This is a genomic window from Kribbella sp. VKM Ac-2569 (assembly GCF_004216905.1).
Classification (GTDB): domain Bacteria; phylum Actinomycetota; class Actinomycetes; order Propionibacteriales; family Kribbellaceae; genus Kribbella.
Genome location: NZ_SGXJ01000010.1, coordinates 62,984 through 88,492 on the forward strand (window position 1 = coordinate 62,984; position 25,509 = coordinate 88,492).

At 66.9% G+C, this 25,509-nt stretch carries 24 protein-coding genes; 10 read left to right on the forward strand and 14 right to left on the reverse strand.

Annotation, left to right across the window (positions count from 1 at the left end):
* Positions 1-10: 10 nt before the first annotated feature.
* The 3 genes from EV649_RS40255 to EV649_RS40265 are packed head-to-tail and all read right to left on the reverse strand — an operon-like array spanning position 11 to position 4,751.
* On the reverse strand, positions 11-1,831 hold the full coding sequence (locus EV649_RS40255; RefSeq protein WP_130389015.1) for an alpha-amylase family protein: 1,821 nt from the start codon (positions 1,829-1,831) through the stop codon (positions 11-13).
* A complete protein-coding gene (locus EV649_RS40260; RefSeq protein WP_130389016.1) occupies positions 1,828-2,676 on the reverse strand; it encodes a 2-hydroxy-3-oxopropionate reductase in 849 nt (282 codons plus the stop codon). Before EV649_RS40260 ends, EV649_RS40255 begins: the two co-directional genes overlap by 4 nt.
* On the reverse strand, positions 2,673-4,751 hold the full coding sequence (locus EV649_RS40265; RefSeq protein ID WP_130389017.1) for an alpha-amylase family protein: 2,079 nt from the start codon (positions 4,749-4,751) through the stop codon (positions 2,673-2,675). Before EV649_RS40265 ends, EV649_RS40260 begins: the two co-directional genes overlap by 4 nt.
* A gap of 80 nt (positions 4,752-4,831) precedes the next feature.
* Between EV649_RS40265 and EV649_RS40270 the strand changes: the two genes are divergently transcribed.
* Entirely contained in the window at positions 4,832-5,629 is a 798-nt protein-coding gene (locus EV649_RS40270) for a TIM barrel protein (protein WP_130389018.1), read from the forward strand.
* A 67-nt stretch (positions 5,630-5,696) separates the two neighbouring features.
* Entirely contained in the window at positions 5,697-6,248 is a 552-nt protein-coding gene (locus tag EV649_RS40275; protein ID WP_130389019.1) for a dihydrofolate reductase family protein, read from the forward strand.
* Here the strand turns inward: EV649_RS40275 and EV649_RS40280 are convergent.
* Entirely contained in the window at positions 6,233-7,144 is a 912-nt protein-coding gene (locus EV649_RS40280) for a LysR family transcriptional regulator (RefSeq protein WP_130389020.1), read from the reverse strand. The two genes, EV649_RS40275 and EV649_RS40280, sit on opposite strands and share 16 nt — an antisense overlap.
* 77 nt (positions 7,145-7,221) lie before the next feature.
* Here EV649_RS40280 and EV649_RS40285 point away from each other — a divergent pair, with 77 nt between their 5' ends.
* A complete protein-coding gene (locus EV649_RS40285) occupies positions 7,222-8,130 on the forward strand; it encodes a DMT family transporter (protein ID WP_130389021.1) in 909 nt (302 codons plus the stop codon).
* The gene (locus EV649_RS40290; RefSeq protein ID WP_241999281.1) at positions 8,127-9,170 is read left to right on the forward strand and encodes an alpha/beta fold hydrolase; all 1,044 of its coding nucleotides are present in this window, start codon (positions 8,127-8,129) and stop codon (positions 9,168-9,170) included. The genes EV649_RS40285 and EV649_RS40290 overlap by 4 nt, the downstream gene beginning before the upstream one ends.
* Positions 9,171-9,184: 14 nt before the next feature.
* On the opposite strand, the gene EV649_RS40295 is transcribed toward EV649_RS40290, so the two are convergent.
* The 3 genes from EV649_RS40295 to EV649_RS40305 all read right to left on the reverse strand — a co-directional run bounded on the left by EV649_RS40295 (position 9,185) and on the right by EV649_RS40305 (position 11,084).
* Entirely contained in the window at positions 9,185-9,859 is a 675-nt protein-coding gene (locus tag EV649_RS40295) for a hypothetical protein (protein WP_130389022.1), read from the reverse strand.
* A gap of 197 nt (positions 9,860-10,056) precedes the next feature.
* Positions 10,057-10,743, reverse strand: a complete 687-nt coding sequence (locus EV649_RS40300) for a hypothetical protein (RefSeq protein WP_130389023.1) — start codon at positions 10,741-10,743, stop codon at positions 10,057-10,059.
* On the reverse strand, positions 10,740-11,084 hold the full coding sequence (locus EV649_RS40305) for a hypothetical protein (protein ID WP_130389024.1): 345 nt from the start codon (positions 11,082-11,084) through the stop codon (positions 10,740-10,742). The genes EV649_RS40300 and EV649_RS40305 overlap by 4 nt, the downstream gene beginning before the upstream one ends.
* Positions 11,085-11,239: 155 nt before the next feature.
* Between EV649_RS40305 and EV649_RS40310 the strand changes: the two genes are divergently transcribed.
* Positions 11,240-13,309 (forward strand): histidine kinase, encoded by a 2,070-nt coding sequence (locus EV649_RS40310; protein ID WP_130389025.1) that lies wholly within the window; start codon positions 11,240-11,242, stop codon positions 13,307-13,309.
* Entirely contained in the window at positions 13,306-13,953 is a 648-nt protein-coding gene (locus EV649_RS40315; RefSeq protein WP_198682966.1) for a response regulator transcription factor, read from the forward strand. Before EV649_RS40310 ends, EV649_RS40315 begins: the two co-directional genes overlap by 4 nt.
* 58 nt (positions 13,954-14,011) lie before the next feature.
* On the opposite strand, the gene EV649_RS40320 is transcribed toward EV649_RS40315, so the two are convergent.
* A complete protein-coding gene (locus EV649_RS40320; RefSeq protein ID WP_130389026.1) occupies positions 14,012-15,025 on the reverse strand; it encodes a WYL domain-containing protein in 1,014 nt (337 codons plus the stop codon).
* Between the two features lie 55 nt (positions 15,026-15,080).
* On the opposite strand from EV649_RS40320, the gene EV649_RS40325 reads away from it, so the two are divergent.
* Positions 15,081-16,211: an epoxide hydrolase family protein gene (locus EV649_RS40325; RefSeq protein ID WP_130389027.1), complete on the forward strand. Its 1,131-nt coding sequence runs from the start codon at positions 15,081-15,083 to the stop codon at positions 16,209-16,211.
* Between the two features lie 35 nt (positions 16,212-16,246).
* On the opposite strand, the gene EV649_RS40330 is transcribed toward EV649_RS40325, so the two are convergent.
* A complete protein-coding gene (locus EV649_RS40330) occupies positions 16,247-18,970 on the reverse strand; it encodes a caspase family protein (RefSeq protein ID WP_130389028.1) in 2,724 nt (907 codons plus the stop codon).
* 3 nt (positions 18,971-18,973) lie between these two features.
* A complete protein-coding gene (locus EV649_RS40335) occupies positions 18,974-19,306 on the reverse strand; it encodes a hypothetical protein (RefSeq protein WP_130389029.1) in 333 nt (110 codons plus the stop codon).
* A gap of 391 nt (positions 19,307-19,697) precedes the next feature.
* Between EV649_RS40335 and EV649_RS40340 the strand changes: the two genes are divergently transcribed.
* The 3 genes from EV649_RS40340 to EV649_RS40350 are packed head-to-tail and all read left to right on the forward strand — an operon-like array spanning position 19,698 to position 21,026.
* Positions 19,698-19,988: a hypothetical protein gene (locus EV649_RS40340; RefSeq protein WP_130389030.1), complete on the forward strand. Its 291-nt coding sequence runs from the start codon at positions 19,698-19,700 to the stop codon at positions 19,986-19,988.
* Between the two features lie 43 nt (positions 19,989-20,031).
* A complete protein-coding gene (locus EV649_RS40345; protein ID WP_130389031.1) occupies positions 20,032-20,385 on the forward strand; it encodes a hypothetical protein in 354 nt (117 codons plus the stop codon).
* Entirely contained in the window at positions 20,340-21,026 is a 687-nt protein-coding gene (locus EV649_RS40350; RefSeq protein ID WP_130389032.1) for a hypothetical protein, read from the forward strand. The genes EV649_RS40345 and EV649_RS40350 overlap by 46 nt, the downstream gene beginning before the upstream one ends.
* A 180-nt stretch (positions 21,027-21,206) precedes the next feature.
* Here the strand turns inward: EV649_RS40350 and EV649_RS40355 are convergent, their stop codons facing one another.
* The 4 genes from EV649_RS40355 to EV649_RS41370 all read right to left on the reverse strand — a co-directional run bounded on the left by EV649_RS40355 (position 21,207) and on the right by EV649_RS41370 (position 25,500).
* A complete protein-coding gene (locus EV649_RS40355) occupies positions 21,207-21,743 on the reverse strand; it encodes a CYTH domain-containing protein (RefSeq protein WP_130389033.1) in 537 nt (178 codons plus the stop codon).
* A 288-nt stretch (positions 21,744-22,031) separates the two neighbouring features.
* Complete coding sequence (locus tag EV649_RS40360) at positions 22,032-23,717, reverse strand: ATP-binding protein (protein ID WP_198682967.1); 1,686 nt, start codon at positions 23,715-23,717, stop codon at positions 22,032-22,034.
* Between the two features lie 173 nt (positions 23,718-23,890).
* Positions 23,891-24,676, reverse strand: a complete 786-nt coding sequence (locus tag EV649_RS40365) for a DUF6339 family protein (RefSeq protein ID WP_130389035.1) — start codon at positions 24,674-24,676, stop codon at positions 23,891-23,893.
* Positions 24,673-25,500, reverse strand: a complete 828-nt coding sequence (locus EV649_RS41370) for a hypothetical protein (protein ID WP_198682968.1) — start codon at positions 25,498-25,500, stop codon at positions 24,673-24,675. Before EV649_RS41370 ends, EV649_RS40365 begins: the two co-directional genes overlap by 4 nt.
* Positions 25,501-25,509 lie beyond the last annotated feature (9 nt).

Sequence of the window (25,509 nt, forward strand, 5' to 3'; positions counted from 1 at the left end):
CTCGTTCTCCTCACACACAGACGAGTACGTCGAACAATCCGATCTCCGGCACCTGCACCCACCCGTCGCTGACCGGCAGGTCCTCCTCCGCCACCAGCGCCCGTACCTCGCGGACCTCGGCCGGCACCCGCAACCGGCCCGGCCCGATCCGTACGGGTGGAGCGAATCGCTGGTCGCCGTCCCCCGATCTGTTCAGCAGATGTACGACGAACCCCGCGGCCGACCGCCCGATGACGATCTCCACCTGCTCCGGCAGGTCCGTCTCCATCGCTCCGCCCACCTGATCCACGAACAGATCGCGGTGAACGCTCAACCCCACTTCCCGATAGGCCCGCCCGATCGTCCACGGGAACAGCACCACGTTGCCGTGCTTGACCATCCCGGGATGGTCGAGCGGCACGTGTCCGTAGCACTTCTCCGGTGGGCCGTACGGCGCTCTCGACAGGGCTCGTAGCGCGACCTCGGCGTCGGACGGCGCCTCGATGACCTCGAAGGTCCCGAACACCGGGACACCACCCTCGAGGTGCAGCGACCGGGTCTCCGCCTCGGTCTCGTACCGGGCGAGCGGCCGGACGGAAAGCGCCGGCACGGTTGTGGTGCCGGTGGCAACGACCGCTCCGTCGTACGTCCCGAGATCGACCGGCCCGAGGTCCGGCAGCACGACCACCTGATAGCGACTCAGGTCGACGTCGGCGAGACGGTGTTCGGGAAGGACGTCGAAAGGTACGTGGCGTTGAAGGAGCGCCAAGTACAGGCCTTCGAACTCCGCCCGCGAGCGCTCCGACCTGACCAGAAGGGTCTGCGCAGCCGGTACCAGGTCGCGATAGACCTCCGCGTGGTCACGGTGGAACCGCGTGATGTGGGACGCGACGTCCAGGCAGGCGTACGGCGTGGTGGCCGGCGTCCCCATGATGTACGTCGACGGGTTGGCGCCGCGGGCGATCGCCTGCACCAGATACTGCGCGAAATGATGAGGATCTTCACTGGCTATCCGGTACGGCATGTCCACGAAGCCCACCGAGTTGGTGAGCACCGGGACCGTGGGACGGAAGGTCTTCGCCGCACTCACGCTTTCGCTGGTTCGGTGATGCCACAACCGCCGGCCGACCGCGTTGTTCGCCTCGTGAAACACGATGTCCGCCTGATCGCCGAGGACCAACGGCGCCTCCGGACGTCGAGCCGCCAGGTGATCCCGGATCCTGCCGGTGAGATCGGCCAGCACTTCCTTCGAGAACCGTTGCCAGTCCGCATACCCGGGTGAGTCACGATCGTCCGGCAGCACCCCGTCGTACCGCTCCTGACACGCCACGCAGTGGCAGACCCCGTGGTAGACGCGGCTGTAGTCGACCTCGTTGAACGACATCCAGTTACAGAAGAAGCCGTCCAGCGGATACCGATCGAGCACCTCGTCCAGGACCTCGAACAGCTTCGCCTGGTAGTAGTCACCACTCGGGCAGACACTCGTCAGCCCGTTGTAGACCTGCCGCGCGCCGCTCGATCCGACGAAGCACCAGTCCGGATGCGCCTCCGCCCGCCGGTGGTCGATCTTGGAGAAATCCATCCGCCCCATCACGCGGATGCCGCGCCGCGCCGCCGCTTTCACCGCGTCGCCGACCAGGTCACCGGACGGCCGCTCCGCCAGGTACGGGTTGCGTGTCTGGAACTCCAGATCGGTCGGGTAGTTCGACAGGATCCCGCCGACGCTCAGCAACCAGGTGTCCGCGCCGAACTCCTCCAGATAGTCGAGCACCGACTCGACGTCGAGCCCGGCGTCGATCTCGCGGAGGTTGGTCTGGAACATCCGGAACGGGTCCTGCCACCAGAGCCTCATGAGTGCTCCCGGCGCAACGTCCGGTACAGCGCGGAGTGGTCCAGCTCCCCGTCCCCGTCCGCGATGGCAGCGTTCATCAACTGCTGCGTCGCGGCGGTGTTCGGCAGCGCCAGCTCCAGTTCGGCCGCGGCCTGAACGGCCAGCCCGAGGTCCTTGCGGTGCAGCCGCAGCCGGAACCCCGGCTCGAAGGCCTCGTTGACCATCCGCTCGCCGTGCACCTCGAGAATGCGTGAGCTCGCGAACCCGCCCATCAGGGCCTGCCGTACGACGGCCGGATCCGCGCCGGCCCGCTCCGCGAACAGCAGTCCCTCGGCCACCGCTTCGATGGTCAGCCCAACGATGATCTGGTTCGCGACCTTCGCGGTCTGCCCGGCACCGGGACCGCCGATCAGCGTGACGTTCTTCCCGAGGACGTCGAAGATCGGCCGGGCCCGCTCGAACACGTCCGGCCGGCCGCCGACCATGATCGTCAGCGTTCCGTCCCGCGCACCGAGCTCGCCGCCGGACACGGGTGCGTCGAGGTAGTCGCAGCCCAGTTTCTCGATCAGCTGCGCGAATCCGATGGTGGCGGTCGGCGAGATCGAGCTCATGTCGATCACCAACGACCCCACCCGCAGCCCCTCGGCGGCTCCGCCCGGCGCGAACAACGCCGCTTCGACGTCAGGGGTGTCCGGCACCATCAGGATCACGACCTCGGACCGCTCGGCCACCTCCTTCGCCGACGTACACACGTAGGCGTCGAGGTCGGTCCGGCCGCGATAGACGGAGAGTTCGTGGCCGGCAGCAATCAAGTTGTCCGCCATCGGACGGCCCATCACTCCGAGCCCGATGAATCCGATCCTCATGCCTGGCTCCAATCGACGTGCACGACCTCGAGCAGCCCGGCGGTCGGGATCACGATCTCGGCCCGACCGTCCACGACCTCCGGCTCCAGATCCACCCCGGCCACCAGCAGCCGGACCTTCGGCCGATCCGTCGGTACGGCGATCGACACGGTCTGCGGCGGCAACGGGAGCGTCTCGCGGATCGCCCCTCGCATCGCCATCGGATTCGTGAGGTTGACCAACGCAACGGCGACTTCGTTCTCACCCCGATGGACCGCGACGTCCACCAGGCCCGCGCCGTCGACCGTCACCTCGGGCGTCTTGCCGAGCGCCCAGGAGACCGCGTTCCCGATCAGCCGGCCGTGGTCGGACTGCAACGCCTCCCAGAAGATCGCTCCGAGGTCGAACGGGAAGTAGACCGTGCGGCCGCCCTGAGCGTTCTCGGTGCAGATCACCGCGGGCTTGTCCGGAGCTTCTCGCTGGTAGACCTCCTCCATCGGCAGGTCCGGGAAGTCCGGGATGAACCGGAACGGCGTCACCGCGTCCGACTCCACCCCGATGATGTGGGTGCCGCCAATGATCCGCGTCGTACCCTCGAAGCCGGCGTTCAACGGATGCGCGTCCGTCATCGCGATGTAGTTGTTCTGCGCCGGCCGGCTCGCCTCGGTCAGCCGGACGCCGAGCACATCACCCAGCCCGAAATCGGTGCGCTGGTTCCCGTTCTCGTCGTACAGCGAGCTCTGGTACGCCGCCACGAGCGACCCGCCACCGTCGACGTACGACCGGAGGATCGCACACTGTTCGTCGCTGAGTTGCTCGGCGTTCGCGAGAACGACGACCTTGAACCCGCTCAGCCGCTCGACCGTCATCGCCTGGTCGGAGACGAACTCGAACGGCACGCGCGCCTCGACGAGGGCGTGATAGAAACCGTCCTCGTGGTCGTTGTCGCCGCCCCGTAGTTGGCCGGTCCGAGTCGGGTCGAGCAGCGCGACCTCGGCAGTGATCCGCAGATCCTTGAGCACCGGTTCGACGGACGCGTGCAGGTTGAAGGCCTCGACGACCGGCTGCACCCATCGTTGGTCCGGCACGCTCGCGTTGAACTTCGTGAACCACGGCAGCGCGCCCTGCGCGAACCCGTCGACGATCCAGGTTTTCGTCTCCTCCGGCGGCGCGACCGAATCCTTCCAGCGGTACTTGTGCTCGGGCCCGACGGACGTGATGAGTCGTACCGGCCGATCCGGGAACACTCCTCGATTGCGCTTCCCGTTCCGGCCGGCTGCCCACGGCGCCTCGATCCCGTGCCGGCCCTGTTTGTCGATGATGAACAGCGGCGCGACCGGCTCGGCCAGATCACGGGCCAGGTCACGGGCCGCGAGCGCCCCCAGGTTCGGCACGAAGCGGGCGTGCGGGCGGAGGTCGCGGACCGCCTGGTCCCAGATGCCGACCAGGTCCCCGAGTCGCCGGCGCCGCCAAGCGACGTACTCCGGCCAGCCCTCGGCGTGCTCCTCGGCCGGCAACTCCAGACCGGTCTCGTCCCGGAACGACCTGCGGGCGTCTTCGCTGTACGAGATCCCGTAGTACCCCTCCCATCGATTGGCGAAGACCGCGTCCACGCCGTACTCGCGGACGATCTCGCGAATCACCTCGGTGACGAAGTCCCGGTGGTACGGCGTGAACGCGCACGTCAGCCAGACGCCGGGATACGCCCAGTGTTCGATCGGGTTGCCGTCCCGGTCGCGGGCCAGCCATTCGGGGTGCGCCGCGGCGGCGTCGGCGTGGATCGCGTGCGGGTCGACCCGCGCCATCACACTCATGCCGAGGCTGCGGGCGCCGTCGACGAGCGTGCCGAACGGGTCGGTGTCGCCGAGGAACTTGCTCCGGTAGTGGTACTCGATCTGCGTCGGGTAGTAGGCGACGTACCCGCCCGCGCTGATGCAGGTCGCGTTGGCCTTGCTGTCGCGCATCAGCCGCAGCCAGAAGTCCGCGTCGAAATGCGCGGGATCGTCCTCGGCCAAGGTGATCTGGGCCCAGCGGGTCGCCGCCAACGGCCAGTCCGGATCGGAGTCGACTACTTGGTTCTCGTGCTCGGTGTGCATCGCACCTCCGGCGTCGTGGGAGTCCTAAGATTGTTAGACAAGAATGCACGACTGGCAAGAGCTGATGTTAGTCTTCGGCGATGGAGTACCGCGGCCACGAGCTGAGTGCGAACGTCTCGATGCTGTTCACCGAGCTGCCGTATCCGGAGCGGTTCACCGCGGCCGCGCAGGCAGGTTTCCGGGTCGTGGAGTCCTGGTGGCCGTTCGCCGTACCCGATCCGTCGACGGCCGAGGTCGACGACTTCGTGCGCACCGTGTCGGCGGCCGGGGTGTCCCTGGGTGCGTTGAACTTCTACGGCGGGGACATCCCGGCCGGAGAGCGCGGCGTCGCATCGCATCCCGATCGGCAGGAGCAGTTGACCGCCAATGTGCGAACGATGGTGGGGATCGCCGAGCGGACCGGTTGCCGGCTGTTCAACCTGCTCTACGGGCAACTCGACGACCGCTGGTCGCCCGAGGAGCAGGAGAAGACCGCGACAGCCGCGATCGGTTCGGCCGCTTCAGCCGTGGCCGCCGTGGGTGGCACGGTGCTGATCGAGCCACTGACCAAGGGTTTGAACGGCCGCTATCCCCTGCTCACCGCGGACGACGTACTGCGGCTCCTCAGCGGTCCACTGCAGGACGTCGACAACCTCTCGCTGCTGTTCGATACGTTCCACCTCGGCAGCAACGGGGTCGATCTGCTCGCTACGGCGTCGACGGTTCCGGTCGCGCACGTCCAGCTCGCCGACAGCCCGGGGCGTGGCGAGCCAGGATCCGGCGCGCTGCCGATCGACGCTACCCTCGACGCGTTGAGGGTCGCGGGATATCAGGGCGTCGCGGCCTGCGAGTACAAGCCGACAACGAACACCCTCGACAGTCTGGGCTGGATTTCCTGAACCGATGTCAAAGCCGGGCGACCGGCGCCGACCAGGAGGCACAAGCAGCCGTCACCTGGAGGACATCATGCGGAAGATCATGTACTACGTGCACCAGTCGCTCGACGGCTTCATCGAGGGGCCGAACGGCGAGTTCGACTGGCCGGTGCTCGGGCCGGAACTCGGCGCGTACTCGATGGCGCTGACCGAGCGCGCCGACCTGTTCCTCTACGGGCGGACGGTCTGGGAAATGATGTCGTCGTACTGGCCGAACGCCGAGGCGATGAACCCCGACGAGCACGCGATCGAGTTCGCGCCGGTCTGGCGCCGTACGCCGAAGCTCGTGCTCTCGACGACGTTGGAGAGCGCCGAGTGGAACACCCGGATCGTCCGCGCCGCCGAGGATCTCGCGGCGATCAAGGATGAGCCGGGCAAGGACATCCTGCTCACCGGGAGCTCGACCGTCGCGGCGTCGCTGACCGAGCTCGGGCTGCTCGACGAGTACCACGTGATCGTGCATCCGGTAGTGCTCGGTGGCGGTAAGCCGGTCCATCAGCCGACCGGCCGGCGTGCGCTCCGGCTGGCGGAGACCCGGTCGTTCGACAACCGGACCGTGCTGCTTCGTCACGACCTCGTTTGATCGGTGGCCGCGGCGGACAGAGCATCGGCGACTGCCGCGACCGCAGGAGTTCGGGTACGGCGGGTCAGCAGGAACACCGCCCGCCCGACGTCCCCTTCGGCCGGCAGTCGTACGGCGACACCCGGAGCGCCGGCGCCGATGACGAGATCCGGGAGCAGTGCGCCCGCGCCCGTCGTACGGACGAGTTCGAGCAGAATGAGGAAATCGTCGGAGCTATAGCGGATGTCGGGCTCGAACCCGCCGAGCTCGCGGCAGACGCGGACGTGCATCTCGCGATGACCGGTGGCGGGTTGGCAGGCGGCCCACGGCAGGTCGGCGAGCCGCCTGAGTGGGACGCGGTCGGCAGCGGCCTCGGGATGATCCTCGGGGAGAATGACGCGGATCTGTTCGCGGAGCAGGTGCTCGCGATGCAGGTCGGCGTGTACGGCGCGCGGCTGGCCGTCGTACTCGTCGCCGACCATGACGTCCAACTGCTGCAACCGAAGCGCGGGCGCGGCCTGCTCGACCTCGAGCTCGGCGGCCTCGACGCGGATGTCCGGATGCGTTGTCGCGAGGCTGCGAATCGCGGGAGCGACGACGCGGATGAAGGCGGACTGGAACGACGCGATCCGGACCAGTCCCGCAACGCGGCCCGCCGCGACCGCAGCCAGCTCGGCCTCGGCTGCTTCGACTCCCTCCAGCAGCGCCGTCGCATGCCGCACCAGCACCTCGCCCGCGGCAGTCAGTCGTACGTTGCGGCCGACCCGCTCGAGCAATCGGGTCCCGGTCTCGCGCTCCAGAACGGCCAACTGCTGCGAGATCGCGCTGGGCGAGTAGCCGAGCGCGCGGGCCGCGCCGTGCACGGTGCCGCGGCCGTGGACCTCACGCAGCAACCGCAGTCGGTGCAGATCCATCATTCGTTCAGCTTAGCTTCACAATGCTGTCCGTGAAGCCGTGATGGACGTGAACAGTCTGCTCCCTGACCATCGATGACGTGGGACGCCTCTTCTGCCTTCTTTCCGCCGCCACCTTCGGGGTCATGGCCGTCTTCGGCAAGCTCGCGTACGACGCGGGCGTGGCAGTGGACGCGCTACTCCTGGTCCGCTTCGGCCTCGCCGGCGCGCTACTGCTCGCACTCGCGCTTGCCCGCGGTTCGCTCCGCAACCTGCACCGCCGGGCCGTCCTCACCGGACTCGGCATGGGCGTGTTCGGGTACGCCGCCCAATCCGGCCTGTACTTCTCCGCGCTGGCCCGCATCGACGCGTCGCTGGTCGCGCTGCTGCTGTACCTGTATCCGGTCCTCGTGATGGTCGGGGCGATCGCACTGCGCCGCGAACATGCGTCGCGCCGGCGCATCGGGGCACTGGCGGTCGCGCTGGTCGGGATCGGGTTGGTGCTCAGCGGGGCGATGACCGGGCGGTTCGACTGGCTCGGTGTGCTGCTGGCGTTGGGTGCTCCAATCGTCTACACCTGCTACATCCTGGTCGGCGATTCGCTGACCGCCGACGTACAGCCGCTCGCGTTGACGGCGCTGGTGTGCACTGGAGCGTTCGGAACCTTCCTGGTCCTCGGTCTCTTCCGCGGAACTGATCTAACGTTTGCCCCGATCGGCTGGCTGTGGTTGGCCGCTGTCGCGCTGATCAGCACCGTCGCGGCCATCCTGTTCTTCTTTGCCGGGATGGCCCGGGTCGGTCCGTCGGTCGCCTCGATCCTGTCGATCTTCGAGCCGGTCGTGACGGTCGTCGCGGCGGCGCTGGTGTTCGGCGAGCACCTGAGCGCCGTGCAGTGGCTGGGCGGAGCGCTCGTACTGTCCGCCGTACTGATCGTGCAGTGGCCTCGTCGCCAATCGTTGCCGGAACTTTCGCGGACTTCTCCGGAGGCCACGGCAGACTTGGCGGTATGAGCCGGCGGATGGCGTGGGCGGGAGTCGTCGCGTTGATGGCGACGGCCGCGATCGCCTGCACCAACGACGACGCGGCACCCCCTGCGCCGACATCGAGCGCGACCTCCTCCCCCACGCCGTCCGCCGCTCCTCCGACCACGCCAACCGCTGTGCCCTCGACGGCCTCGCCTTCGCCCGCCCCGAATCCGGTGTCGCTGCAGGCGTTGACGACGAAGAAGTACAACGGCGGCGACCTTCGACTCGGCAACGTGCTCGCCCGCAACCCGGCGTACACCCGCTATCACGTCACCTACCGCAGTGCGACGCTGACGATCTCGGGGATCCTGAACGTCCCGTCGACACCAGGACCGCATCCAGCACTCGTCCTGAACCACGGCTACATCGACCCGGACGTCTACACGAACGGTCGCGGACTGATGCGTGAGCAGGACTACCTCGCCCGCCGTGGGTACGTCGTCCTGCACACCGACTACCGCAACCACGCCGAGTCCTCGAAGGATCCGAGCTCCGAGATCAACCTGCGACTCGGCTACACCGAGGACGTCGTCAACGCCGTCCTCGCGCTCCGCACCTCGCAGTACGTCGACCCGTCGCGGATCGCACTACTCGGCCGCTCGATGGGCGGCGGAATCAGCTACAACGTGCTCGTCACGAAGCCCGGTCTCGTGAAGGCCGCCGTTGTGTTCGCGCCGGTCAGCTCGGACGCGGTCGACAACTTCAACCGCTGGACGCGACCGGACCGGCCGATCGCCGCCCAGATCCTGCGCAAGTACGGCGAACCGGCAACGAACCCATCTTTCTGGCGGAACCTGTCCGCGGTGAACTTCTTCGGCCGCGTCACCGAGCCGGTGCTGATCCACCACGGCGAGTCGGACTCGACCTGCCCGATCGCGTGGTCCCGCGAGAGCCTCGCCGCTCTGAAGGCGGCCGGGAAGGACGCGACGCTGTTCACGTACCCAGGCGAGGAGCACGCATTCGGCCCGGCGTGGCCGACGTCAATGGCGCGAACAGTTGCTTTCCTCAAGCAGCACGGGGTTTGAACGCGCTCACGGCCTCAGGCGGGTTTGCAGGCCGGCGCAGCCGTGAGGGCCGCGGTGGCGCGGGCGGCTGCGTCGAGATTCCGTGGCGCGGCCGTCCAGGCGGCGACCCAGAGATCCTGCGCGTGCTCCGCGCCGAAGTCCCCTGCCGCATGAGCGGCCATCGCCTGCAAATGGGCGGCCCAGTCCCCGGCGGCGGCGCGGTTCGCCGTGCCCGCCGCGTCGAGGGCAGCGAGCCGCTGCTTGCACACCACGGCCGCCTTGCCCGGCACTCCGTTGCAGCCGCCCCTTGTTGCCGCCCGCTCGGCAACGGCTGAAATCACCGCGGCCTTATCCGCGGGACCGAGCAGCCGGGTGCGCTTCCAGATTGCCTTTGTCTGCTCCTCGGAATTCTTACCGGCCAGCAAATCGGTCCGTGCCTGTACGTGTTCACGCCAGTGCTCAGTGGCAGCAGCTGCAACGAGCACAACAGCCTCGGCTGCCTGGACTTCCTTGGAACACGCGGCAGCGCCCGGATTCACCACGTTGCGCTCCGTCGCAGGCGGCGTACTGAGCGTCGGGGTCGCCTGATGTTCTGTATGCGTAGCGATCTGGATCGTTGGCTCCGCCGACCCGCTTTCCGATCCGGCCTGCGCGATGGCGACCCCTGCAGCGGCAGCCAGCGCGGCGACGATCCCGACGGCCAGCCACACCGCGCGGTGTTGCTGAGGTATTGCCCGTCTCGCTCGCACCATAATCCCCATCCCCCAATCCGAGAATGCTGCCACGAGGCTGGGAGAAACGCGACCAATTCACGATACGCGACGGTAGTCCTGCATTCCGTGCGGTTATTCTTCAGGGTTGAACCCGCGCACCCGGGCCCGTTCGGTACGACGGGCCCGGGAACGCTTCACGGCAGTGGCTGCCATTCGTCGTTCGGCATCCGGAGGATCGCCCACCCCACCGCGGCGAATCCCACTGCCTGCAGGCCCCAGCCGACCAGGTCGAGCGGGTGACTGCTGACGATGACCGAGGTCAGGTGCAGCGGTTGCGAGATCGCGACCGCCACCGCGGCCCACCGTCCACCGACCCCGGAGCGCCACATCGCGATCCCGAGCAGGATGGTGCCGAGCACGTGACCGACCACGAACACCGCTGCCGCGAGGTCCACCGAGCCGTGCGTGACGTCGGCGATCCTGGTGATCGTCGCCGGGTCGACACCAGCGGTACCTGCGGACCAGGTGAACGCGTCACTGGAGGCGAGCCAGGGCAAGGACAAGTAGCCCGGGACGATCAGGAACAGCGCGATCCCGGTCAGCCACGGCGCGCCACGACGGGCAAGCCGGCCAACGAAGTACACGCCTGGCACCAGCGTGACCAACGCGATGTAGGTCAGCCAGAGCACTGTTGATCCGCGATCGAGGTGGGTGACGATCTTGCTGGTCGTCGTGGAGACGTCGTCCGTGGTGTCGTACGGCAGCAGGAACCGCAGCAGCGCGACCGCCGCCGGCCCGATCGGGAGGATCAGGGCCGCCAGCCATCGCCAAGCGGGCCGGGTGTCCGCGCGGGACGTCGTACGGCTGATTGTCTGTGTCATCGCGCACCTACCAACTCTCGCTTCGGCAGCAGTACGGCGATCACGCCGACGACCGTCGCAGCGACTCCGAATCCGGCCGCGGCGACCGCGGCAGCCGGTACATCTGACACGAAGAACGCCGGTACGGCGAGCAGCGCCGAAGCCAACCGCAGCGTGATCAGCGGCGCCAGCGCCCACCGCTTTCCGCGCCAGGCGAACCCGACCAGCACCAGGCTGATCAGCCCGGCCACCGCGGCCCCGATCGCGATACTCATCGGCGGGTGATCCCCGTCGGTGAGGAGTGGCGTCGCCACGTCCATCAGCGCGAGCAACCCGAGCAGTACCAGCCCGAATTTGTACATCTCCCTACCCCCTTGTTTCGATCTTGGGCACCACCGTCGCCCGTGCGCCGTACTGTCCGCCTGGGCGCCGGTTCCCACCCGGGCGGGCGGTTCCCCGCTGGATCCGGGATCGCATTCCCGAGACGCCGGGAACGTTCCGGGCGCACACTGCGGGTATGACAACCTCCGTGAACCGCCGCGGCCTGGCCGGCGCGCTGGCCGGTCTGGTGATCGCCGAGGTGACTTTCGCTGTCGTCTATGCCCTGTCCGTGGGCTGGGGCTGGGGTGAGCTGGTCGACAACTTCGTGGTCACGAACGGCCTGATGGGCCTCACCTTCGGCCTGTGTGGCGCGGTGATTGCCTGGCATCGTCCGGCCAACCCGATCGGCTGGCTGTTCCTCGCGGACGGGATCGGGCACGCCACGACACCGTTCGCCGAGGCCCTCGCGTACCTGGTGGACGGCGAGCTCGCCCAGCGGGTGCTCGTGACCGTCTCGGTGGCGGCGTGGCCGTGGTCGATCGGACTGTTCCTGCCGCTCGCGTTGTTGCTGTTCCCGGACGGCCGGTTGCTGTCGCCGCGCTGGCGCTGGGCAGCGATCGGGATCATCGCGACCGCGCCGCTCTTCGTGCTGGAGATGGCCGGGAGCAGCGAGCCGGTCTCACCCGATCTTCCTCTCGGCCTCTTGACCCTGCCTGACTTCGACGCCCTGCAACCGCTCTGGACAGCGACCGAGGTGCGCAACCTCGTCGCGATCCTGCTGGCTCTGATCTGCCTGGCCATCCGCTACCGCCGCGCCGACGAAACGGGCCGCCGGCAACTGCTCTGGTTGCTGTTGGCCTCGGTGATCGCGCTGCTCTTCATTACGCCCTGGTCGTTCGTCGCCGGTACGCCGATCCTTGTCCTGCTGGCGATCCCGCTGATCCCGATCGCGGTCGCTGTGGCGATCGTTCGCCATCAGCTGCTCGATATTCGGTTGGTTGTGTCGCGGGCGTTGACATGGGCGTTGCTGTCGCTGGTTGCCATTGGCAGCTATGCGGCGTTGGTCGCGTTGCTCGATTCGCTGATCGCATCGCAGGTCGGCCGATCGGCCGCGGTCACCGTATTCGTGGCGTTGATCATCGCGCCGGTACTGCCGCGCCTCCAGCAACTGGTCGACCGGGCGCTGTACGGCGACCGGCACGATCCGGCGCGGGTGGCTTCACGGGTCGGCGAGCAACTGTCCGCGGGTCTTCCGGGCGTGGTCGCAGCGATCCGATCCGCCTTGCGCCTTCCGTACGCCGCCCTGATCGTCGACGGCCGCGTCATCGCCGATGGTTCCGCGGCGAGTTCCGTCGTACCGCTGGAGTTGTCGTACGGCGGTGAGGTCGTCGGAACGCTTGAGGTCGGGGTGCGGTCGGGCGAGTCGGGGTTGTCGTCGGCCGATCGGAGTGTGCTCGGGCTGGTCGCCGTACCGCTGGCGGTGGCGGTGCACGCGACGCGGCTGTCGGCGGAGTTGCAGTCGTCGCGCGAGAAGCTCGTGTCCGCGCGCGAGGAGGAACGGCGCCGGTTGCGTCGGGACCTGCACGACGGTCTGGGGCCGACACTCACGGGCGTCGCGTTCACCGCAGACGCCGCCGCCAACCTCATCACCACCGACAAGGCCCTCTCCGCCGACGCCTCGCGAGCCGTCGAACTGCTCGCGCGTTTACGTTCCGACACCCGCTCCGCGATAGCCGACGTCCGGCGCCTGGTGGACGACCTACGCCCTCCCGCGCTGGACGAACTCGGCCTACTCGGGGCTCTGCAGCAACGCGCGGACCAGATGTCGATCCGCGCTGACGGTACGGCGATCCGCGTCGTGGTCTCGGCCTCCGGGTTGCCGACGTTGCCTGCCGCGTTGGAGGTTGCGGCGTACCGGATCGCAACCGAGGCGCTGACGAACGTCGTACGGCACGCGCGCGCAACATCCGCCGTACTGACGCTGCGCTGTGGAAGCGAACTGGAGATCGAGATCACCGACGACGGCCCACCAACCGACACCTGGCGCCCCGGCGTCGGCCTACAAGCCATGCAAGAACGCGCCGCCGAACTAGGCGGTACCTTCCAAGCCGGCCCAACCCCCGCCGGCGGCCAAGTCCAAGCCCGCTTCCCCCTCCCCCAACCCACCAACTCCCCGCCCACCGCCAACGACTCGCCGGCCCCGGCCGACGCCCCCGCCCCCGCCCCCGTCAGGCAGCCTGCTGATGCTTCCTTGGAGGTGCGATGATCCGGGTCGTGCTGGCGGACGACCATCCGGTGGTTCGGGCCGGGCTGGAGGCACTGCTCAGTTCCCTGCCCGGGATCGAGGTAGTCGGCGTAGCCTCCACCGGCCGTGAAGCGATCCGCGAAGTCGTCACGACCCGCCCCGACGTCGCCGTACTCGACCTCCAAATGCCCGACCTGGACGGCTTCGCCGCCACCCGCGAACTGGCCCGCACCGCACCCGAGGTCGCCGTCCTCGTACTCACCATGTTCGAAGACGACGACTCGGTCTTCGCCGCCATGCGCGCCGGCGCCCGCGGCTACCTCGTCAAAGGCGCCGAACAGGAGGAGATCGCCCGCGCCATCCGCGCCGTAGCCGCCGGCGAAGCCATCTTCGGCCCCGGCGTAGCCCGCCGCGTCCTCACCTTCTTCGCCGCCCCGCCACCGACCGCCCCGTTCCCCGAACTCACCACCCGCGAACGCGAGATCCTCGACCTACTGGCCGCCGGCCTCTCCAACCCCGCGATCGCCACTCGCCTCGACCTGGCCGCGAAGACCGTCGCCAACAACGTCTCCACCATCTTCACCAAACTAGGCACCGCCGACCGAGCCACCGCCATCATCCAAGCCCGCAACGCCGGCCTCGGCGTCCCTAAGGACAGGAAGTAGTCGACCAGCCGCCCCTCGCGCCCGCCTGGGCTCCCTCTCCCGGCGCCAGATCTGCCGACTACCTCCTGTCCTTAGGCGCATCAATCGCCTTCAGGTAGCGCTCGCCCACAGTTCGGAGGTGGGCGACGAGGGCGGGTGGGCCGGCGACGTGGAAGTCGAGGCCGAGCATGCCGATGTAGACGGCGATCACCTCGAGGGAGTCGGCGCCGGTGACGAGGACGCTGGTGTTGTCGTCGACCGATTCCACGATCCCGACCGCAGCATGGATCCGCGACAGCACCTCCTGCGCAGGCGCATACACGGTGATCCGCGCATGCACCTTCCACCCGGTCGACGCGACGTCACGCAGTACAAAGTCGGTGTAAGCCTCGTCAGTCATAGGACGCGGCTGATACTTCCGACCTGTTGCCATCCGCAACGACATCCAGTCGACCCGGTACGAGTGCCAGACCGCTTCCTCGTCCCGCGCCACGAGATGCCAGTACCCGTGCCAGCTCACCAGCCGATACGGCTCGACAAGAATCGGCAGATCCCGCCCGACCCCCGACCCGGCTTTGTACATCGAGACGCCATCCGGTACGACGTACTCGAAGCGCAGGTAGTGCTCGTCCCGGATGCACGCCGCGATCATCGACAGTACGGCGGAATCGATCTCGGGAGCGTCGACGTTCGAGCGCGTGTTGTCGGGGCCCTTGTCCATCGCCTTGTTGATCGCGTTCACCTGGCGCTGGAGGCGGTGCGGGAGCACCTGCTGGAGCTTGGTCAGCGCGCGGACGCTGCTCTCCCCCATACCGACAACACCCGCGCCGGTCCGCAGACCGACGGCGACCGCGACGGCTTCCTCGTCGTCCAGCAGCAGCGGCGGGAGCTTCGCGCCGACGCCCAACTGGTAGTGGCCGGCCGGACCGCGCGTCGCGTCGACCGGGTACCCGAGTTCACGCAGCCGGTCGACGTCGTTCCGCACCGTCCGCGTCGTCACCTCGAGCCGCTCTGCCAGCTCGGAACCGGTCCACGCCGGGCGCGTCTGCAGGAGAGCTAGCAGTGCTAGCAGACGCTGCGAAGTCTCCAGCAAAATCAGTCTCCTAATTAGGAATCTAATGTTCCTATACGGATTCTACGGTAGAGCCATGAACACCAACGAGAGCATCCGGCCCTTCACCGTCACGATCGCCCAGGCCGACCTGGACGACCTCAACGCCCGCCTCGCGCGGACCCGCCTTCCCGAGGCCGCCCCGGGCGACGACTGGGACCTCGGCACTCCGAACCACTACCTGAGCGAGATGGTCGACCGCTGGCAGAACGGGTTCGACTGGCGGGCGCAGGAGGCCCGGATGAACGAGTTCCCGCACTACCTGACCGAGATCGACGGGCAGACCGTGCACTTCATCCACGTGCCGTCCGAGGTCGAGGGCGCGACCCCGCTGCTGCTGACCCACACGTACCCGGGTTCGTTCGCCGACTTCCTCGACATGATCGGCCCGCTCACCGACCCGGTCGCGTACGGCGGATCCGCCGAGGACGCGTTCTCGGTCGTCGTACCGTCGATCCCCGGCTTCGGGTTCAGCACGCCGCTCGTCGACCGCGGCTGGACGATGGCGCGAGTGGCGCGGACGTTCGACACGCTGATGCGGCGCCTCGGGTACGAGTCGTACGGCGCGCACGGCTCGGACGCCGGCGCGATGGTCGCGCGGGAACTCGGCGTACTCAACCCGCCCGGATTCCTCGGTCTGCACGTCCTGCAGCTGTTCTCGTTCCCGTCGGGCGACCCGGCCGAGTTCGAGAAGTTCACGCCGGCGGATTACGCGGCGCTGGAGCACCTGCAGTGGTTCCAGTCGGTCGGCGGGTACAACGCGATCAACTCGACCCGCCCGCAGACCGTTGCCGTCGGCATCTCCGACTCGCCGGTCGGGCAGCTCGCCTGGAACGAACTCTTCAACAACTTCGGCAACGGCACCAGCCTGGTCACCCAGGACCAGATCCTCACCGAGGTCTCGCTCTACTGGTTCACGAACACCTCGGCCGCGGCCGGCCGGTACCACTACGAGGAAGCGAACTCCGGCGCCGAGCCGCAACTCAACCACGCCCCGACCGGCGTCGTCGTCTTCGCCGACGACTTCAAGACGATCCGCCCGCTGGCCGATCGCGACAACACGAACATCGTGCACTGGTCCAACTACGACAAGGGCGGCCACTTCGCCTCCCTCGAGCGCCCCGATGAGGTCACCGCAGACCTCCGCAAGTTCTTCCGCAACCTCTGATCCTGAGTGAAAGGCCGGCCCGGCGGGCCGGCCTTTCAGCCGTTGGTGTCGATGACGCCGATCTCCTTCGGGCCAGAACTGTCGAGTACGTCGATCCCGGGCTCGAAGAACCGGCTGAGATAAATCCGCTGCCCATCCGGACTGACCGCGATCCGCGCGGGCAGCCCCAGGTTCTTGGTCAGCGATCCGACGACCTTGTTGCCGCCGACGTCCACAACGTGAACCGTGTCGTCGTTGCCCGACCGCCCGAACACATAGAGGTGCTTGCCATCGTTGCTCGTGGCACCCGCTGTGATCGGCCCCGGCAGGTCGTCCGGCTGCGGCTTCGACACCCCGGCCTTCGTGTTGATCACGGCGTACGTCGCACGTGAGACAACGTAGAGCGCTCCGTCGGGTCCGGGGACAAGATCACGTGGCTCCTCGCCGACCGTGATCGGGCTCCGGGCCGCCTGCCGGGATTTGGCGTCGATGACCGCGACAGCGCCCGCGTCCTCGGACGAAATGTAGAGCCGGCCGCGGTCGTCGATCGCGACATCCGTCGGAGTGGGTCCCGCGGCAAGCGGTCCGCCGACCGTCGCCAGCGTCTCCGTGTTGATCTCGGTGATCGTCGCCGCCTTCTGGCTGAGCACGAACAAGCGGTGCGTGGCGGTGCTCAGTGCGAACTTCGTCGGCCCGGGCGCGACGGCGATCGGCTGACCGACCACGGTCCAGTTGGCGGAATCGATCACCGAGACCGAGTTCGAATTCGAGTTGGCGACGTACAGCCGGGATCCGTCGGGCTCGACGATCAGGTTGCTCGGGAACTCGCCGACCTCGAGTGGATCGCCAACGCGTTCCTGGGTCGTCGTACTGAACCTCATCACGCGGCCGTTCTCGACGTCGGTCGCATACAGGAACCGGTCGTCCGGGCTGACCGCGAGACCGACCGCCAGCGGAGTCTGAGGAGCAGGCGGTACGACGTTGATCGCGACGATGCCGACGACCGCGGGCGCAAGGAGGGCGGCCGCGGTGATCCAGCGGCGGAATGGCTTACCGGGCCGGAGCATCACGGTTGCGACGCCGAGAACGAGCCAGACTGCGAGCAAGGCGATCGCGACGAGTTGCTGCAGGTCGGTTTCGCTCTGGAACCGGAGGAAGCCGAACAGAACCACGAACCCGCTCACGACCCAGCCGACCAGGAACTGACGGTTGAAGTGAATCAGCGGCCCAGCGATCGTGACCTCAGCCGTGAGTAGGTAGAGGAGCACCACGTTGAGCGGATGCACTCTGCTGTGTCGATCGAAGTACAGCAGGATCACGAGCGCCAGGACTGCCGCCACGGCGCCAAGCCCGATCAGCAGCTTGTGTGGTGGGTTTCTCATTGGCGGCGTACGGCGGAATCGAAGCAGGCCGATGACGCCGGCGGCCAGCCACGCCACGGACGCAATCAAGTACCAGGTCGCCGGCAATGGGTGCAGGTCCGACCGGAGGTCGCGCGTGACCCAGCCGGTCGCCATAGCGGTCGCCAGGAGCGCCGGCCCGGCCAGTCCGACGGCGAACGCGGTCGCGTTCCCGCGCAGCCTGACCACCGCCGGGACGACGGCAACCGCTAGCGCTGCTACGACAATCATTTCCCAGATGCGCGCTGTCGCGAGGACCGCGCAGACGACTTGCGCGGCGGCGGCGATCACGGCCAAGCCCAGGATCGGCCAGTCCAGGTCCGGCAGATGGAAACGGCCGTGCCATCGCCTAACGGTCGCTCGCGCCGCCGCTCCGAACGTCGGCCCGGTGGTGCGTCTAGGCGTCGGTGTGGTGCTCGGTTGCGGGCGGACAGGTGGTGGCGGGTTGTCGAGGTACGCCTGCGCTGCGGCCGCGACGCTCCGGCTGTCGTCGTCCCGGAGTAGCTCGAGATGCTCGCGCGCGGTACGGCGTACCAGCTCGTTGTTTGCCTGTAGCAACTGACCTAGCGGTGCTAGCGCCGTCTGACGAATCTCGGCGAGCGGACTCTTGATCGCGCTCGCGAGATACTCGGGAAGCGTCCAACGCGGGTTGGAGGCAACGACCGTCCGGCCCTCGGTCTCGGCGAACTGGCGCGGTCGCTGGGCGGGCTGCTCAGCGGTGACAGCCTTGTAGGTGTAGTCGTACAGCTCGTCGGTCGTGACATCGCCGTCGGCGTCCAGGTCGGCGGCACCGGTACGCAGACCTTCGATCAAGTGGTGCGTGAACACAGAACGGGGCGCATCGCCGTGGATCTGGCTGCCTTCGAAGGCGTACTGCGTGGAGTCCGACGCGGTCAGCACCGTACGTCCGCGACCGCCGAGCGCTTCCCTCGTATGCACGGCCGAGTCCGCCTTGGCGAACCGTTGTACGGCGTACGCACCGCTGTAGCAGCAATCCAGGATCAGGATCTTCTGCCGCGACGTACTCTCCGACACCGCCTCGTCCACGAGCTGCGCCGACAACGCAGTGAATCGCAGACTGTCGCGGACGGTGTCCTTCATCGCCAAGTACAGCCGCCCGTTGTCGTCCTTCAGACCGTGCCCGCTGAAGTAGAGCAGCGTCAGGTCGTCACGCTCACCCGCGGCGTAGAAGTCCGCGATCGCCTTGCCCACCTCATGTGTCGGCTTGTTGATCAGCACCTGTACGTCGAACCCGGCGACCGCTGGATCCTCGAGTACCTCGGCCAACGCCTCGGCGTCCTGAGCCGGCGCGGCCAACCGGCGCAACCCGGCGTCCTGGTACTCGTACGTGGCCACCAGCAAGGCCCGGCGCTGCCCCATGGCTCAGCTCGCTTCGTGCCTGCGCAGAAACGCCTCGATCAACTGCCGCTGCTCGTCGTCCGAGGCCGCATCCACCTCGATCGACTCGTCCCCCACGGTCAGCTTCACCCGCTGCCCCGCCGTACGACGTCCCAGCCAGTCCCGTAGTACCGCAATCAGCAACGGCACCATCCCACCCGCACCACCCAACGCAACCGCGACCGCCCCCACCGCAGCCGCGTCCCCCTTGCTCCCGTCAGGCACCGACGTCAGCACGTCACGCGTCTCGAACTGTTGCTGCAACTCCCGCCGCAACTGCCGAATCCCCCGATCCGCCACCTCCGGATCAACATCCACCAACACCACATCAATCCAAGCCCCCACAACCCACCCCTCCCCAAGCTCGCGCTAATAGTCCTCGACAACCCCGCCCTTCCGCAACGGTAAGTAGCCACCCACTTCCAACCCGCACCCACCCAACCGCGCCAGTGCCACACATACAGGGAGCCCGGAGCGCCAAAGCACCCCGGGCTCCTTTGAGCTCCACCCATCTGGAGGGACGTCCGGGCAGAGCCTCCTCCACCGGCCAACACACCCCCAGCCGGCGCTCACCCCCAACTCACCCACCTCGAAACTACGCCCACCCCACCCACCCGACAACACCCCTCACCCCTGTGGATAACTCATCTCCTGAACAGGGCGTCACTCATATTCTGATGAGAAGGGCCGCCAACCGGGAAGGACCACGATGGACTCCGAAGAAGCGTCATACCTGCTCCCCGACGGAGAACGCGTCTGGGTGATCAGGACCTCCACCGCCGCTGACCTCCTACCCCAAATGCTCGAACGCTTCCGCTTCGGTCATTCGGACCCACTCATCTTCGGCGAAGCAGGCCGACCCGAAGGCGTAGTAGTCCCCTTCGAACTCTGGCGCGCCCTCGACACCCGCGTCTTCGACGAGGACGGTTTCGACACCACCTACACAATCGAACGCGCCCGCCTGTCCGACCCCCGCCCGTCAATCCCCATCGAAGAATGACGAGGTCATTTAGTCTGGGGCGAAAGCTAGCGAGGGAGTTCAGATGTCGACGGAGACGCCGCAGGACCGGCCCAATGGCGACCGGGTCAATGTGATCGATACGGCCACCGCCGCGCACAACCTGCCTCGGATGCTGCAGCGATTCCGCGCAGGTCAGGCTGAGCCACTGATCTTCGGCGACGAGGGACAACCAGAAGGCGTGGTCGTCCCCTTCGAGCGGTGGGAGCTGCTCGAAGAGCTGGCAGCGGATGCCGAGCAGGCCGCGGAGATTCGCGAGGTCACCCGACAGCGCTTGGCGACTAACCGCGTCGAGGACTACGTCTCGGCCGACGAACTCGCCGCGGAGTTCGGATGGAACCTCGACAGCGACGACGAGCCGCCCGCGGCACCACGATGACGGCCAAGTATCACCTGATCCTCGATCCGGAGCTCCGGGACGAGCTTCGTGAGCTCCAGGCCCGTGCCCAAGCGGACCCAAACGGTGCTGCAGCCAAGCAGTTCGAAGCAGCTCGCGTCGCGCTCAGCGCCCTGCGCGAAGGCCGTGAGGCCGAGTTCGCCGGCGAGCGCCTCGGCCGTTCCGACAATCATCCGGATCTTCGTGACTGCGCCGAGATCAAGATCCCGGTCGTGGAGGAGTTCAACCGGCGCGGGCGGCGGATGGGACCTTCGCACCGAGTCACCTACCGGGAGTTCGAGGGCCCGACCGAATCGTCCCTACCGGTGCGGCAGGTCGTCGCCTTCGCGCCCCGCAAGGACGGCGAGATCTTCGACGTGACAGCCAACCGCCTCGGACGCTCCAAGGGCGTCGCCCTCGACGAGCTCGACCACCTCCCGACAGTCCGCCCCGTAACCGGCCCCGACAAAGAGGCCGACCGCCTCATCACGCCGCCGCGCATGCAACTACCCCCGGACCTGGCCCAAGCATTCAAGGCCTTGGAGGGCCTACCTCCACCCACCAGCACCCCACCAACAACCACGAATCACCCACCCGCAGCTCAACGCCATACCCCAAACCGCGGCCCTTCCCAGAGCAAGTGAACCGGGCTTCGGCACCAGCGGCCCTCCCCACGGCCTTGCCGAATCGATCCTCGAACGTGGCCCCAGCCAGCGGCGCCGTCACCGCCCAGCCCTCCCCCCAGCCACCCTCAACCACCGCCCGCCGCGGCATCCCGCCCGGCAGAGAGCATTAGCCAATCTCCGCCTGTCTGTAGAGCCGGGTCACTCCGCGAACCGGAGCTCGCCGATCGCACTCAGATCGATCCCGTAGCGGGCGTACACCTTGGTGGTGTTCTCACCCGTGAGGTCGTCTTCGGACACACCCAACATGCGACCAAGCTCAATGACATGTTCCCGAGAACGCCCCTCGATCTCGAGGTACGGCGGAATCAACGGCCACCAGTCGAGCTCCAACTGAGCACCTGCCAGCTCGAAACTCGTCCGCCGATTCTCCTGGTACGACTTCGGCTCGAACCCGATGCGTCGCAGCAACTCGTTGGTGGTCTCGAAGTCCCCAACCGCCACCTCGGTCTCCGTCGTACCGTCGATCCCGTCGTGCGCGATCTCCTTCACCGTCAACGTCACCGCCGTGCCGGTGTCCCGCAACCGAATCCACCGCGACCGATCCCCAGCCTCAACGTCATAGACGTACCGCCGCATCAGCCGATCCCCAACACGACGCCCTCCCAGGAACAGGATCTTGCCCGCCACCTCATCCGGATCGACATCCAATACCTTGCCCTCGAACTCGATCGGCATCCCGCTCTCCTTCCGCGCCATATTAAGCCGCCAGCTTCCGAAACCCGATCCCCCACAGCCCGAGAATCCCCACCGACAACCCCCGCCCTTGCGAGGCCACGATCTACACCCGACTCACCTACATCGAGTTCGAAGCCGAGGACGACGGGCCGCCTCACCGCGAGGTGGCCACCTTCGCCCAACGAGCCAACTACCGGCCATTCACAGACGCGGGGCCCGCCCGGCTTGGCGACCAGAATCGACGACGCGACGAGCGCTGCTGGCCATCCGCCTCGGACCGGCTCGTCATCAGGACGCGGGAATGGTGTTCTCGTCAGGCGGCGCGGCTTCGGTCGCGCGCTCGAAGTGCCGGTACAAGTGCGAAAGGATGCTCAGTCCGTCGAGACAGTCCTGGTAAGTCATCGCCTCAGTCTCGACGAGCCGATTCTCCTCCTCGTGGGCGAACGGATTCCTGAAGGCCGCGACGGCGCCTTCCGACAGCTTCCATTGGCCCATGCGCATGGTGCGTAATGTCTTCACATCGAAGCCGGCTTCGGCGTAGGGGCGTGTGATGTCCAGACGAGCAGGATCGTTGCCCGACACGCTGAACGCATTGCTCACGATGTTGGAGGCTTCCATGTTCTCGAGACCGGCGGACCTCCTGACGTCGTTGACGAAACGCTTGAGTGCTTCGGACAACGCCGCATGGAAATGACCGGACTCGTAGTAGGAGTCCGAGACAACCTTGATGGCCGGATGCAGATGTCGCCAATGGAGGTCCGCGTAGTCCGGTGCAATGGTTCGAAGGCTCTTGAGCAGTGAGGTACGGTCCTCGTCGGCCAGTGCGGAGTCCGGGGATACCAGGATCGAGGCCGCGTCTCCGACCGCGTCACGCTCGCTGCTCCTGATGGAGTCGACCCAGGTATCGACATCCACTCCGTGATCCGTCTTGATCCGCTCCTTGTTGGCATTCCGACGAGCGCTTCGTCTCTCCCGAGACGCCCATTGCAGGAGTCTCTGGAGATAACGATTGAGCTCCGCCGTCAAATCGCTGTCCCAGCTGATGGAGCGGCGGTCTGTCGAGATCACGTCGGCAACACCGTCGTCGATGTAGTCGACGTCGAGGTACCCGGTGAGGTAGGAAAATGCGTAGCTCGACTCAGAAACCCCGTAGAACTCCGGCTCGTTGGCGAGACGTCCGTGTGCATAGAGGGCGAGCCCTCGATACTCGGCGGCGACCGGCTTTGCAGCCGCGACGATACGTCCGCGGATGAGCGCGTTCGGCAGCGCTTCTCGCAGATCGCCGGGCAGATCCTCCGGAACCCGCCATTCCACGTCCTTGTCGACTCCGTCCAGACGGGAATCACGATTGATCGGGCGGCTGGTACCGGCCGCGTCGATCACCTCGATCCGGAAGTCGTCGTCGACGTACCCGAACAGTCGGCTGAGGCTGTGTGCGAGATCTCTCGCATTGACGGGGGTCCGTCGGCGAAGGTTGGTCAGTTCGACCCTGGTTCCGTGGAGATCCACCTCCGCTCCGCTTCGGGTCAGATCCGGGTGGTACTCCGTACCGGTCGCGTTCTTGATCTCGGTCCAACTGAGTGCGACATGCAAGTTCTCCGACGCCCCGCGGCGTTTCGTTGTCAGCAGGATGGTTTCCCCGATCCCGAACAACGCCAGCTTTCCCAGACCTTTCTTGCCGGCCACAGCACGACGACCCGACTCGGAACGACCTTCGCCCTCGACTCTGCGGTTGCGCCCGATGCGCAGGTACTTCTCCCGCAGATCACTCAAATTCATGCCGTGACCGTCGTCCTGCACGATGACGGAGCGGCCGTGCTCGTCGTCCCGCAGTATGACCTGAACCTTCGTCGCGTCTGCGTCGTATGCGTTCGCTATCAGTTCGGCCAGTGCATTGGGCAGATGTGAATACATCTTGTAGCCGAGATGCTCAATGGTGAGTGGATCGAACAGCAACGTCAGATGTGATCTCACCAGCATCTTTCCTTACGTCTGAATCGGCCCCACGCGCACGCCGTCCGCTCGACTACCGGTTGTCGTGCCGCCGCTCCGTTCCACAGAGCGCAACGCCTTGTTTCGCCTCGAAGATCCTAAACGTACCGAACGTCGGACCGACACGGTTATGACATCGCGTGTCATGGTCGTGCTCAATCCGGCATCGGCCGCGACGCGCCCTCGCGCGCTGCCCGAATCGCTTCCATCGTTTCCAAGGCCACTGCCCGCAGTTCCCCTTCGAGAACGACGGCGTCCAGGGCCTCGAATGCCACGAACGGACTCAACCGCAGCAAGCGCTGGAGAAAGTCGCGCAGTACGGCCCTTTCTTCGAGGCCGTCCAGTTCGAGAGCCGACCATGTCCTCAGGATCGCCTTCACGACCATGGGGCTGCCGCCGAGCGCCTTGCGGCGGGCGTAGATCTGGTCGAACGCCGCCTCGCCAAGGACTTCCAGCGCCTTGTAGGAGTCGGGCTCATCCGGCGAGTGAACGAGCTGAGCGCGCCACCAGAGTCTCCCCAGCACATGCCGGGTGATATCGGTTCCGAGCACGCGATCCCCCGGTGGATGCGGGTATCGCCAGTAGGCGACGTCGGGCAACAGCACCACCGCGAGAAAGGCCCAGATGTCGCCGGAGGCCGCCTCGGCAGGAATGATCTTCATCCCGACATGCAGGTACTCAGCCAATCGGAGGTCGAACTCTCGTCGCGCGTCGCGCGATGACTCCGCAGGGAATCCGTGCTGCGTTGCGAGTTGCAACGCCCCGTCCCGGAGCTCTGCGAGCTGACCGGTTGACACCCGATCGCCCCCGGTGGCTGCATAGATGGCCGACTGGTGCGATGTCTCGGCTCGGTGCCCAAGTTCTTGGACGTCCAGCATCCTGTACTGCTCGTGCAGTGGCTTGGCCTGCTCGATCAGCAACCTGGGGTAAAGAAGGTTCACTCGATCTCCTCGAACAGTCTGACAGCAGCTCGCAGTTCCGACGCGAAATGCGCAGGAGACTGTTCCATCCGCAACTTCAGTTCAACGAGTGAAACTGCCGGGAACAAGCGGTCCAGCAGCGAAATGATGGTGGCACCAAGGGTCCCCTCGGGGTACGGAGTACCTTCCGTGAGCTCGTCCGACCGCAGTCCGTGCTCTGCCATTGTGCGAGCGACGTCGCAGTAGACCGAGGACAGCACAACCTTGTCGACGGTGCGTGGCCGCGCAGCGTTCTGGAACGCGCGCACCATGGCCGAATTGCGCTCGTTCACGAGCAGAATCATTCCGCCCATCGTCGCCGAGAACAGGTTGCCAGAAATCTGTACATGCCATGCCGAGTCGTTTGGAAACGACGTCTTCCCGAAGTCGATCACCGAGATCGGGAACTGCGGAGCATCTCCCTGCAACTGGATCTCGTGTCTGTCGCGCCACAGTATCGATCCGGCCCGTCGTGGGGCCGCCGGCTCCGGCTTCCCATTGTGAGAGTCCAGAACAGCCACCGTGTCCAAAGTCAGCCGACCGCCGACTTCGGCACCCGGAATCTGGATCTCGATCTCGCATACTTCCTCGTCCTGCCCGGAGAGCGCGAAGCGATATCCGGGTGCCCTGAGACCGGATCCACTCGCCGTCCAGACCACTGCGAGCGCCAATGGCGCAGTCGGCGGCAGACCGGCTCCGACGCGCATGGACTTGGCGTCGATCTCAACGGCTCGTCGAAGCGTCAGGTTCGTCTGATAATCCCAGTCCGGGAGCTTGTCCGGCAGTGATATCTGCTCCTCACCCATGACAAGTAC